Raw genomic sequence first — 12,186 nt, forward strand, 5'->3', positions numbered from 1 at the left:
AAAATGACGCGAGCGGAGCCGAAGATGGCCATCACGGCCGCGGGCAATATGCCCGCCACCATCCTCGAGAATGGCCGGGCCGGTGACTGGTCCGCCCTTCTCACCCTCTCCGGCGCCGAGGGGGCGACGGATGTGATGCTGACCGGCGAGGACGCCGGGCTGTTCGATGCGGTGCTCGGCGCCGGCGGCCGCGTCCTCGTCACCCCGGCCGGCGCGCTGGACAGGGAAGCCTTCGGCCGCGGCGCGGATCCGTTGCTGGATTTCGGCCTGTCGGTCCGGATCGGCGGGCTCTGGCAGCCCGTGCAGGGCGGCTGGTCCGTCACCCTGCTGGGACTGGACGACACCGCCCCCTCCGGCCTTCGCTTCACCAGCGGCGGCGTGGTGCTGGAGAACGACGTTGGCGCGGTGATCGGCGACCTCACCGCCACGGATCCGGACAGCCCTGCCACCAGGCTGGAATACCGGGTCCTCTGGCCGGATTCGGCCTTCTTCGACATCACGGGCAATACGCTGCGCCTCCGTCCCGGGGTGGACCTGCTGCGGCAGGGCGGCACCACGCGCGAGGTGATGATTGCCGTGTCGGACGGGCTGAACGAGGCGGCCTTCAGCCTCCCCGTCACGGTGCTGGACGTGACCAGTCAGGACGATACCCCTTCGCCGGCCCCGGCCCCGGCCCCGGCCCCGGCCCCGGCCCCCACTCCAGTGCCGGTGTCGATCCCAGCGCCCGTGCCCACGGCCGGCACCGGCAGTTCAGGCAGCGTGGAAGAGGCGTCGGTGCCCGCCACGGCCACCACGCCGACGGCGGCCCAGCCCGCCTCCTCCGCCACGCCCGCGGCCGGCACGGCGGCGCCCGCGCCGGTTCCTGCGGATGTCATCGTGACCAGCACGGGCAGCCGGCTCGCGGTCAGCGAGGGCGGTGCGAATGACAGCTTCACCATCCAGCTCTCGCGCCAGCCGGACGCCGCGGTCACGGTGACGATGACGGTCGGGGCTGACCTGAACCTCGCGCGGAGCGCATCCGGCACCCAAGGCAAGACAGTTGCCTTCACCATCGCCCCGGCGGACTGGAACAAGCCGCGCAACGTCATCGTCTTTGCCGCGCACGACACCCAGTATGAGGGGCTGGAAACCGCGCGCATCAGCATCACAACGGCCAGCGCGGATCCAGCCTTCTCCGGCCTCGCCGGGCGCGGGGCGGATGTGCTGGTCTATGACGACGACCCGTCCCCCTCGCCGCCGCCTCCGCCACCACCGCCCCCGGCGGGCACCCCGCCCGGGCTGGTGCTGGTGGAGACCAGCACCGTCACGGCCGTGGCCGAGCGCGGGGCAGGGGACAGCATGACGGTCGCCCTGGCGACCCGGCCGCTGGCCAATGTCACCGTCACGCTCCGGGGCGGGCCCGACCTGCTGCTTGGCCTCAGCGGCGATGGGGCGGCGCCTAGCGTGGTGCTCACCTTCACCCCGGCCGATTGGGCCAGTCCCCGCGCGGTGATGATCAGTGCCGTGGCGGATGCGCTGGTGGAGGGCACCGAGACCGCGCAGATCGCCTTCACCCTGGCCAGTGACGACCCGGCCTATAACCGCCTGGCCGTCCCCACCATGCCGGTGCAGGTGTTCGACAGTGTGGCGACGCCAGGCAACTCGCCGGCGCCCCCGCCGCCCCCACCCCCGCCCAGCAACACTCTTTCTCCCGGCGGTCGATCGGAGCTGGGCGCGATGTCACGGGAGGGGGAGGCGGTGCTGCTGCGCCGCGCCGCTGACGCGGCAGGCATTGCCGAGCATGGCGATGGCCTGCTCGTCACCTGGCGTGACGGGACGAGCACGCAGCTGACCGGCGTGTCGAGCATCGCCTTTGCAGATGGCCAGCTCGTCTTTGGCGGCGGCAGCGCGGCGGCCCGCGCCCTGCGGGCCTATGAGGCGATCTGGGGCGATGCGCCGGCGCCGGGCAACCTCTCCCACACGGCGGGGCTGCTGGCGCGCGGGACGGTGGGGATGGAGGCCGTCACGAGCTCGCTCCTCGGCACGGCGCAATGGCAGGTGCGCAGCGCCTCCCTCACCCAGTCGCAGAAGATCCAGCTCATCTACCAGGATGTGATCGGCCATGCCGCCCCGGCGGATGCCCTGGCCTATCTCAACTGGGCAAGCGGCGCCGGAGCCTCGCTCGCGCAGATCGCGGCGATGCTGATCGACACGCCCCAGGCCGCTGCCTTCACCGAGCAGCGCAACGCCTCCGGCATCTGGCTGATGAGCCCGACCGAGCACAGCGTGGTGCAGGCCTATGACGCGGTCCTCGATCTGGTGCCGGACCAGGCGGCGCTCGCGCGCTGGTCCCTCCTGCTTGATAGCGGCGCGCTCACCCTGCGGCAGCTCTACAACCATCTTGCAGCCACCGAGCTGTTCGAGGCGCGCCATGCCCGGCAGTCCAATGCCGCCTTCGTGGAGGCGGCCTATGAGCAGGCGCTGGAACGCCCGGCCGGCCGCGGCGAGCTGCAATGGAGCCGGTTGGTCCTTGACCAGGGCGCTGCTACGCGCGTCGATCTCCTCTATGCCCTTGGTACCTCGCAGGTGGCGGGGCAGGCGCCTGGAAGCGGCCATGTGGAGCAGACCGCCTATGCCCTCCGGCAGGAGGATGGCGAGGTGCTCGCGCGCGGGGAGTCGCTGGCGGACCTGGCCATCTCGCTTGACGGTCACGTCGTCACCACCCGCGCCGTTGGCGACGTGGCCCGGATCTCCGTGGCGCAGAATGGCGTGGCCCTTCGCTGGAAGGATGGCAGCACGGTGCGGCTCGGCAATGTGGAGGAGATCACATTCGCCGATGGACGGCTTGAGCTGGACGGCACGTCCCGCGCCGCCGCGGTCACCCGGCTCTACGAGGCCTTCATCGGCGCCCGCCCGCCCGGGGCCAGCATCGCGGATTGGGAAGGCAGGATGGAGGCCGGCGTCACCCTGCGCGACTTCGCCATCGCCTTCCACCAGGCCGGCGCCGCCTTGCCGAGGCTCGCGCCGCTCGACGCGAGCGGGCAGCTCGACGTCATCTATGCCGGCATCTTCGGCTACTCGCCCCCGGCGGCGGCGAAGGCCTATCTGCTGGGCGCGCTTCGCGCCGGAATGGGCCTGCCGGATCTTGCCACCTGGCTCGCCCAGCTGCCCGAGGCCGCGGTGGCCTTCAAGGCCGCCCATCCCACCGGCCTCTGGATCCCGGACCTCGCGGGCGCCGCCGTGGTCCGTGCCTATGACGCCATGCTGGACATGAACCCGGATCCGGTGAGCCTGCTGATCTGGAAGCCTTTCGTGCAGGATCCCGGCGCGCTGCGCGTGCTCTACAAGACGCTGATGGACACGGAGATCCACGCCGCGCTCCACGAGGGCATGAGCACAGAGGCCTGGGTGGCCGCGCATTACCACGCGGCGCTGGAGCGAGACGCGCTGCCGGCGGAGCTGGCCCATTCGGCCGGGCTGGTCGCCGCGGGCCTGGTCTCGCCGCTCGACATGGCATTCGCCATCGGAGAGCTGCAGCCCCTGATCGAGCCGCAGCGCGTCTCGACCACGATCAGCGTGGACCTGCTCTGATCAGGGCACGGCGGATATCTCGCGCTTCAGGCAGCGCAGCGTGAAGGCGCTGCGCGTGTGCCGCACCCCGGGAAGGCGGTAGATCTTCTCGCGCAGCAGGTTCTCATAACCCGCGGTGCCGCCCACCGCGGCCTTGATGATGTAGTCGTATTCCCCCGTGACGAGATGGCATTCGAGGATCTCGGGAATGGAATGCACCGCCTCCTCGAAGCGCCGCAGCGCGCCCTCGTCATGCTTCTCCATCATCACCTCGAGGAACACCGTGTCGGGCATACCCAGCGCCGCCTGGTCCAGCAGCGCGGCATAGCCCTTGATCACGCCCGCCGCTTCCAGCCGCTTCACCCGGGTCCAGCACGGAGAGGGGGAGAGCCCCACCTCCTCGGCCAGCTCCGCGTTTGAGAGCCGGCCGCGCCTGGCCAGGGCGCGAAGGATTCGTCGGTCCGTGGCGTCCATGTTTCCTCCCCGGGGTTTCCCCGTTCTTGTGGAAGCTTCTTCCGTCCTTTCGGCGGTGCACCATGAAAAACGGAACGAAACCGCCGGGTATTCCGGTCCATTCTCTCCCATATCTCGATTGAGAACGAGCCCCGGAAGAGGGCCCAAGGGAGTCGTCGATGGGAAGCGTGCAACGGGCCAGGATGCGGCTGGAGGATCGCTGGGAGTCGAGCGCCGATCCGGTGCTGATGACTGGCATCCAGGCCCTTGTCCGGCTGCCGCTGGAACAGCGGGCGCTGGACCGTGCGGCCGGGCATGATACGGCGGGCTTCGTCACGGGCTACCGGGGCAGCCCGCTCGGCGTCTATGACAAGGAGCTGCAGAAGCAGGCCAGGCGATTGGAGGAGGCCGGGGTGGTCTTCCAGCCCGGCCTGAACGAGGATCTGGCCGCTACCGCCGCCTGGGGCAGCCAGCAGTCCCATCTCTTCGGGGACGGGAAGAAGGATGGCGTCTTCGCCATCTGGTACGGCAAGGGCCCGGGGGTGGACCGCAGCGGCGATGCGCTGCGCCATGCCAACATGGCCGGCACCGCGCCGCTGGGCGGTGTTCTTGCACTGGCGGGCGACGATCCCTCCGCGAAATCGTCCACCGTCGCCAATGCCTCGGACCATGCCTTCATGGATCTGGAGATCCCGTTCCTCGATCCCTCCGGCGTCGGGGAGATCCTGGAATTCGGCCTGAAGGGCATCGCCCTCTCGCGCTTCGCCGGCACCTGGGCGGCGATGAAATGCGTGGCCGACACCATGGATGCCAGCGCCACCTTCCGCATCGATCCGGCCTGGAGCCCCGTCATCCCCGAAGGCGATTTCGAGGGCGAGGACGGCCGCCATATCCGCCTGCGCGACATCGTCCTGGCGCAGGAACGCCGGCTGCGCCTGACACGCCTGCCCGCCGCCATCGCCTTCGCCCGGGCCAACGGGCTGGACCGGGTGGTGCTCGATTCCCCCCGCCCGCGCTTCGGCATCGCGGCGCGCGGGAAGGCCTATGCGACGCTCCGCCAGGCCATGCTCGATCTCGGGATCGACGACACGGCCGCGCGCCTGCTTGGGCTGCGGATCTGGAAGGTCGGCCTGGCCTGGCCGCTGGATGCGGAGGCCGCGCGCGCCTTCGCCCAGGGCCTGGAGGAGGTGCTGGTCGTCGAGGACCGCCGCTCCTTCCTCGAAGCCCAGCTGCGGGACGCGCTTTACGGCCTGCCCGGCGCGCCCCGGATCACCGGCAAGCGGGGGGCGGATGGTGCGCCCCTCCTCTCCGAGCTGACGGAGCTCGACGCAGCCGCTGTCGCACGCGCTCTCGATGCGCGGCTCCCGCGGGAGGGGCGGCCGGATTCCATGGCCGCGCGCCTCGCCTCGCTGAAGGCGCTGGCCGAAGCCGCGCGCCCGCCGCTCGCCTTGCGCCAGCCCTGGTTCTGCCCGGGCTGCCCGCATAACAGCTCCACGAAGGTACCCGAGGGTTCCCGTGCCATGGCGGGCATCGGCTGCCACTACATGGCCACCTGGATGGACCGGGATACCGAGGTCTTCACCCAGATGGGCGGGGAGGGCGCGCCCTGGCTCGGCCAGATGGCCTTTGTGAACACGCCCCATGTCTTCGCCAATCTCGGGGACGGAACCTATTCGCATTCCGGCAGCCTCGCCGTGCGCGCCGCGGTCGCGGCCAAGGCCAGCATCACCTACAAGATCCTGGTGAATGGCGCGGTCGCCATGACCGGCGGCCAGACGCCGGAGGCCGAGATGACCGTGCCCCGCATCGCCGCGCAGATGGCGGCGGAGGGCGTGGCCGCCATCGCCGTCGTCTCCGACGATCCCGCGCGCCACCAGGACGACCCGCTGATGCCGGGGGGCGTCGCCTTCCACCATCGCGACCGGCTGGATGCCGTGCAGAAGGAGCTGCGCGGGACCAAGGGCGTGACGATCCTGATCTACGACCAGGAATGCGCGACCGAACGCCGCCGCCACCGCAAGCGCGGCACCGCGGCGAAGGCCACGCGCCGCGTCGTCATCAATCCCCGGGTCTGCGAGGATTGCGGCGATTGCGGCGTTCAGTCCAACTGCCTTGCCGTGCAGCCCGTGCAGACCGAGTTCGGCCAGAAGCGCGCGATCGACCAGAGCGCCTGCAACCAGGACTTCTCCTGCCTCAAGGGCTTCTGCCCCTCTTTCGTCACGCTGGAAGGCGCGGAGGTCGCGGCGCATCCGGAAGCCGTCTCCGCGCCTGCCGTGCTGCCGGAACCCGTGCTGCCCGCCCTGCGCGGCGAGGCCTGGAATGTCGTGCTCGCCGGAATCGGCGGGCAGGGCGTCACGGCGCTCTCCGCCATCCTCGCCATGGCCGCGCATGTCGATGGGCGCCCCGTGCGCAGCATGGACCAGCTCGGACTGGCCCAGAAGGGCGGCGGCGTGCAAGCCCAGCTCCGCATCGGCGCGGAGGGTGCGGCGCCGGAGACCCTCGCCGGGCCGCGCATCGGCGCGGGGCAGGCGGACCTGCTGATCGCGGCGGATGCCATCGGCGCCCATGGCGCCGCCGTGCGCCCGCTCCTCTCCCCGGATCGCACGGCCAGCGTGGTGAATGCCGAACTGGCGGCGACGGCCGGCTTCCTTCTTGGCGCACCGCGCGCCGAGGCCAGTCCCATCCTCGAAAACCTTCGCGCCGTGTCGCGCGACCTGCTGGCGCTGCCCGCCGCGCATCGCGTGGAGGAGGCGCTGGGCGACGTCATCTTCCTCAATGTGTTTCTGCTCGGCACGGCCTGGCAGCGCGGCCTGCTGCCGCTCTCCCTCGCCGCCATCGAGCGTGCGCTGGAGCTGAACGGCACGGCCGTGGAGCGCAACAAGCAGGCCTTCGCCCTCGGCCGCGCCGCCGCGCTTGAGGAGCCCGCCGGCCCGCCGGCGCCGGAGACGCTGGATGCTCTGGTGGCACGCCGGGTCGCGGATCTCACCGCTTACCAGAACGCCGCCTATGCGCGCCGCTACGCCGATGCCGTCGCGCAGGTCCGGGCGGCGCCGGGTGCCGACGAGGCCCTGGCCCGCGCCGTCGCCATCCAGCTGCACCGCCTGATGGCCTACAAGGATGAGTACGAGGTCGCCCGCCTCCATGCCGATGCCGCCTGGCAGGCCTCGCTCGACACGCATTTCACCGGCACGCGGCGCAAGGTGCTGCATCTCGCGCCGCCGGTTCTCTCCCGCCCGGATCCCGATACGGGCCGCCCGGTGAAGCGCAGCTTCGGCCCCTGGATGATCCGTGCCATGGGGCTGCTGCGCCACGGCAAGATCCTGCGCGGCACCGCGCTGGATCCCTTTGGCCGCACCGAGGAGCGCCGCACCGAGCGCGCGCTGATCGAGGAGTTCCGCGCCGGGCTGGACGCCATGCTGCCGCGGCTCGACGCGACCACGCGCGACACGGTTCGCGAATGGGTGGAAGCCTGGGGCGGCATCCGCGGCTTCGGCCCCGTCAAGGAAGCGAACATCGCCCGGACCCGCCCGCGCCTGGCCGCCATCGCCGCGCGGCTGGATGCGCCCGCCATGCCCATGGCAGCCGAATGAGGAGGGCCGGCGCCGCGCCCTACCGCCGCGGCGCCGTCGTCCCGAAGGTCAGCACGCCCTGGGTTCCCGCGCCCGGATCGGCATCCCCGGTGAAGGCGAGCGCGAAGTCCGGCCGTCCTTCCTGTCCGGAGGAAAGTCGATAGGTGATCTGCCGCGCCATGCCCGCGCCGGGCACGGGCACCTGCCCGTCGAAGGCGCGTGTTACCGTCAGCCCCGGGCGGCGCACGCCTTCGGCCAGCCGAACGAACAGCGCCTCCGCCGTCTCCACATCCATCCGCTGCAGCCGCATGGAGCAGGCGAGGGGGCGCGTGGTGAGGATCAGCACAAGCCCGCCCGTGGACTGGCCCCTGGCTGCCATCACCTGCCCCTGCGCGCGCCCGAGCAAGGCCGCCGCGCGTTCGGCGGGAAGGGCGGTGAAGCCGGCCTGGCGTGCCGCAGCCGCGCTGTCCCCGCCCGTCAGCACCCGCGCGCAGATCTGCATGAAGCTGCCCATCGCCGCCGCGGTCTCCTCCGTCAGCGGCGCGGCCGCATGGCCGGGAAGGGGCGCCAGCAGCACCGCCAGAAGCAGCAGAACTGGACGGCGCCGCGCAGAGGCGCACCAATAGGAAAAACGGGGAAACGATGCCATGCCGCTGGATAGCGCCTTCGACCTGCCCGAGGACACCCGCGCCCTGCGGGAGACCGCTCAGGATTTCGCGCGCGACGTACTGGCCCCCAGGGCGCTGGAATGGGACTCCAGCCGCCACTTCCCGGTCGAGGAGATGCGCCAGGCCGCATCCCTGGGCATGGCCGCCCTCTATGTGCGGGAGGAAAGCGGCGGCGCGGGACTCACCCGCCTGGACGCGGCCGTGGTGTTCGAGGCCCTGGCGACAGGCTGCCCCACCACCTCGGCCTTCCTGTCCATCCACAACATGGTGGCCTGGATGATCGACCGCTGGGGCAGCGATGCCCAGCGCGCCGAGCATCTTCCCTCGCTCGTCACCATGGAACGCCTGGCTTCCTACTGCCTGACGGAGCCCGGCTCGGGCAGCGACGCCGCGGCGCTTCGTACCCGGGCCGTGCGCGACAACCAGGGCTATGTGCTGAACGGCGCCAAGCAGTTCATCTCCGGCGCCGGCACCTCCGATCTCTATCTCACCATGGTCCGCACGGGCGGGGAGGGGCCGGACGGCATCTCCGCCCTTCTGGTGCCGAAGGAAACGCCCGGCCTCTCCTTCGGCGCGAATGAGAAGAAGATGGGCTGGAACGCCCAGCCCACGCGCGCCATGGAGTTCCAGGACGCGCGCGTGGCAGCGGATGCCCTGCTGGGCGAGGAAGGCCAGGGCTTCCGCATGGCCATGGCGGGGCTGGATGGAGGCCGCCTGAACATCGCCGCCTGCTCCATTGGCGGTGCCCAGCGCGCGCTCGACATCGCGCTGGACTACACGCGGGAGCGACGCGCCTTCGGCAAGGCCGTTTCCGATTTCCAGGCGACCCAGTTCCGCCTGGCCGACATGGCGACGGAACTGGAGGCTGCCCGCTCCCTGCTCTGGCGCGCCTGCGCGAAGCTGGACAGCAAGGCCCCTGATGCCGGCCCCTTCTGCGCCATGGCCAAGCGCTTCGCCTCCGACACCGGCCATCGCGTGGCGGATGAGGCGCTGCAGCTCCTGGGCGGCTATGGCTACCTGCATGACTACGGCGTGGAAAAGCTCGTGCGCGACCTCCGCGTGCACCGCATCCTGGAGGGCACGAACGAGATCATGCGGGTGATCATCGCCCGCCACATGCTCGGGCGACGTTGAACGGGGGTCCCCGGCGGGCCCGGGAGCCCGCCTTTCGTTGACAAGCCGGGCGGAACAACCTCACAATTTCGCGATCGAAGCGCCGCGCCGTCGCGTGGCCCGCATCGGCGCCAGGATGGCGCCAGCTGAGGAGGCCCCATGCCGCGCCGGCACCGGAACCCGTGCATCGGCCCGACCCTCCTCGCGGCGGCCTTTCTCGCGTCCAACCTCCAACCCGCCCTGGCCCAGGGTGAGCTGCGCAGCATCACCGTCCCGGCCGAGGGTGGCGTGGTGATACCGCCGCGCAGCACCCCGCGCCTCGCCGCCCGCCCGGCCAGTGCAGGCACGGGCGTGCCCATCCCGCCCGGCACGGGCCGCGGCGGCCCGGTGCTCCTCCCCGATACCGGGACAGGATTGGGCGTGCCTCTTCTCGGCATGGTGCTGCCGGCCATTGCCGGCGCCGTCCTCGGCGGCAGCCTCGCCGGCTCCGGTGGCGCCGGCACCGCTCCTGCCCGCACGCGCTGAGCCCGGTCCGCGCTTCCAGGCGCGGACCGGGGCGACGTTCCACGCCCATCCATGACAGACAGCCCGTAAGATACCTGCGTGAGTTCATCGCCGCCCCACGGCGCGGAGGTCTCCACCGGCTCACCGCAGGAACCGACGGCACTGATCGACCGGGATACGAAAACCTGGCGCGAGATCATCCAGGCCCGGAAGATCATGGCGGAACAGGCCGGGCGTCATTCCTCCTCGGGCGGCGCGGGGCGAGGCTTCAGCACCTCCAGCCGCTGCTTCAGCCGGGTGAGCTGCCTTTGCAGATCGGCGTTTTCCCGCTGGCACTGGCGCAGCCGGGATTGCGCCGCGTCCAGCAGGTCGGGTGGGGGCGGGCCGGGCTTCCGCCCGGCCTCCTCCGCCATGGTCAGCAATTCCTCCCAGGAAACGCCCAGGCGCTTCATCAGCCGGTCGGCCGCCAGGGCCGCCGAGGCCCGCTCCCCATCATAATCCGAGCCGAGCCGGGCCAGGATCCGCGCCAGCCTTGCCGCATCGCTCCCGCGCATCCTACCTCCGCGGCCCCGCCAAAACGGGTTGAAGCCGCGCGCCGGACCAGGGTTGCCCCGGCGCCACGAAAACCTGCCCCCGGGGCTGCCCCGGCACGGCATTCCGCCCTATTCCCTGGGCGGAACCGAGAAGAGGAGGGCGTCCGCCCCATGTCCAGCCGCGAAGCCGCCATTGCCCGCGCCCAGGCCGATTTCGACAGCGGCGCCTTCCGCGAGCGCATGGAGGCGCTGATCGCCATCCCCTCCACCTCGCAGGACCCGGCCCATGCGCCCGACTGCCGCCGCTACCTCGAGGAGGGGATCACCCCCTGGCTGGCCCGCATGGGCTTTGAATCCAGCATCCACCCGAACCCGGATCCGGCCTGCGGCCCCATCCTGATCGCCAGCCGCATCGAGGATCCCTCGCGCCCCACGGCGCTCCTCTACGGCCATGGCGACACGGTGCTCGGGCTGGAGGAGCAGTGGTCCCCCGGGCTGAAGCCCTGGACGATCACCGAGAAGGACGGCCTGTGGTACGGGCGCGGCACCGCGGACAACAAGGGCCAGCATATCATCAATCTCACCGCGCTGGAGGCCGTGCTGGCCGAGCGCGGCGGCAAGCTCGGCGCCAATGTGAAGCTGGTGCTGGAGATGTCCGAGGAACTCGGCTCGAAAGGCCTGCGCCCGTTCATAGAGGCGCACCGCGACTATCTGGCCGCCGATGCCCTGATCGCCTCGGACGGCCCGCGGGTTGAACCGGGCCTGCCCACCATCGCCGCCGGTTCCCGTGGCAGCTTCATGTTCGAGCTGGTGGTGAAGCTGCGGAATGGCGGCGTGCATTCGGGGCATTGGGGCGGGCTGACCCGGGACCCCGCCATCCTCCTGTCCCACGCCATCGCCAGCATCGCCGACCAGAACGGCAAGATCCTCGTGCGTGACTGGCTGCCCGGCGAGACCGTGCCGGCGAATATCCGCGCCGCGCTGGAAGGCTGCCCCGTGGGCGGCGGCGAGGGCGCGGCCACCATCGACGAGGGCTGGGGCGAGCCGGGCCTGACCCCCGCCGAGAAGATCTATGGCTGGGCGAGCTTCATCGTGCTCGCCATGCTCAGCGGCAAGCCGGAGGCACCGGTCAATGCCGTCGCCCCCTGGGCCCGCGCCGCCTGCCAGATCCGCTACACCGGCGATTCAGACCCGGCGCGGTTCGAGGCCGCCCTGCGCGCCCATCTGGACGCCAATGGCTTCGACCAGGTGGCAATCGAGCGCGCCGGCATCCGCATGCCCGCCAGCCGCACGGCCCCGGACAATCCCTGGGTGCTCTGGACCAAGGCGAGCATGGAAAAATCCCTCGGCACGCGTGTTCAGGTCACGCCCAACGCCTCCGGCGGGCTTCCGGGCGATGTCTTCGTGGACCTTCTGGGCACGCCGCTTGTCTGGGTTCCGCATTCGTACAATGGCTGCAAGCAGCACGGCCCGGATGAGCACGTGATCCCCTCGCTAATGCGCGAGGGGCTGAGCGCCTTTGCCGGCATCTGGTGGGACCTGGGCGAGGCGGGCACGCCCCCGCGCGGCTGAGGATCTGGCTGCTGCCGGAGAGGGCTCTGCCCTCTCCGGACCTCGCCCGCCAAGGGCCTGAGGCCCTTGGAACCCCGTCTGGCTGCCGCGGATAGGATCCAGCACGGGGTCTCTGTCCCCCCATCCTGCCCTTGCAGTCGCCTCCGGTCATGGACCGGAGGCGCACCGTCAGCCGAACCTCTCCAACTGTTAGAAAAGGGGCTGGCATAGATAAGCTCATAGGGG

8 protein-coding genes are annotated in these 12,186 nt (G+C 71.1%); 5 read left to right on the forward strand and 3 right to left on the reverse strand.

The features are described from left to right. Positions 1 to 24 precede the first annotated feature (24 nt). Positions 25 to 3,570, forward strand: coding sequence for a cadherin repeat domain-containing protein (locus J8J14_RS12585; protein WP_209379843.1), 3,546 nt, complete (start codon positions 25 to 27; stop codon positions 3,568 to 3,570). Here the strand turns inward: J8J14_RS12585 and J8J14_RS12590 are convergent, their stop codons facing one another. Beyond that, complete coding sequence (locus J8J14_RS12590; protein ID WP_209379844.1) at positions 3,571 to 4,023, reverse strand: Lrp/AsnC family transcriptional regulator; 453 nt, start codon at positions 4,021 to 4,023, stop codon at positions 3,571 to 3,573. 158 nt (positions 4,024 to 4,181) lie between these two features. Here J8J14_RS12590 and J8J14_RS12595 point away from each other — a divergent pair, with 158 nt between their 5' ends. Further along, positions 4,182 to 7,592 carry an indolepyruvate ferredoxin oxidoreductase family protein gene (locus J8J14_RS12595; protein ID WP_209379845.1) on the forward strand — a complete coding sequence of 1,137 codons (3,411 nt, stop codon included), beginning with the start codon at positions 4,182 to 4,184 and terminating at the stop codon, positions 7,590 to 7,592. A gap of 19 nt (positions 7,593 to 7,611) precedes the next feature. Here J8J14_RS12595 and J8J14_RS12600 read toward each other — a convergent pair whose 3' ends face one another. Next, on the reverse strand, positions 7,612 to 8,220 hold the full coding sequence (locus J8J14_RS12600) for an NMCC_0638 family (lipo)protein (protein WP_209379846.1): 609 nt from the start codon (positions 8,218 to 8,220) through the stop codon (positions 7,612 to 7,614). On the opposite strand from J8J14_RS12600, the gene J8J14_RS12605 reads away from it, so the two are divergent. After that, on the forward strand, positions 8,219 to 9,373 hold the full coding sequence (locus J8J14_RS12605) for an acyl-CoA dehydrogenase family protein (RefSeq protein WP_209379847.1): 1,155 nt from the start codon (positions 8,219 to 8,221) through the stop codon (positions 9,371 to 9,373). The two genes, J8J14_RS12600 and J8J14_RS12605, sit on opposite strands and share 2 nt — an antisense overlap. 138 nt (positions 9,374 to 9,511) lie before the next feature. Further along, positions 9,512 to 9,877 carry a hypothetical protein gene (locus J8J14_RS12610; RefSeq protein ID WP_209379848.1) on the forward strand — a complete coding sequence of 122 codons (366 nt, stop codon included), beginning with the start codon at positions 9,512 to 9,514 and terminating at the stop codon, positions 9,875 to 9,877. A 215-nt stretch (positions 9,878 to 10,092) separates the two neighbouring features. Here the strand turns inward: J8J14_RS12610 and J8J14_RS12615 are convergent, their stop codons facing one another. Continuing rightward, the gene (locus tag J8J14_RS12615; protein ID WP_209379849.1) at positions 10,093 to 10,410 is read right to left on the reverse strand and encodes a hypothetical protein; all 318 of its coding nucleotides are present in this window, start codon (positions 10,408 to 10,410) and stop codon (positions 10,093 to 10,095) included. Positions 10,411 to 10,560: 150 nt separating this feature from the next. On the opposite strand from J8J14_RS12615, the gene J8J14_RS12620 reads away from it, so the two are divergent. After that, a complete protein-coding gene (locus tag J8J14_RS12620; protein ID WP_209379850.1) occupies positions 10,561 to 11,961 on the forward strand; it encodes a M20 family metallopeptidase in 1,401 nt (466 codons plus the stop codon). Positions 11,962 to 12,186: the final 225 nt, after the last annotated feature.

Source organism: Pararoseomonas baculiformis (genome assembly GCF_017813395.1).
Classification (GTDB): Bacteria; Pseudomonadota; Alphaproteobacteria; order Acetobacterales; family Acetobacteraceae; genus Roseomonas; species Roseomonas baculiformis.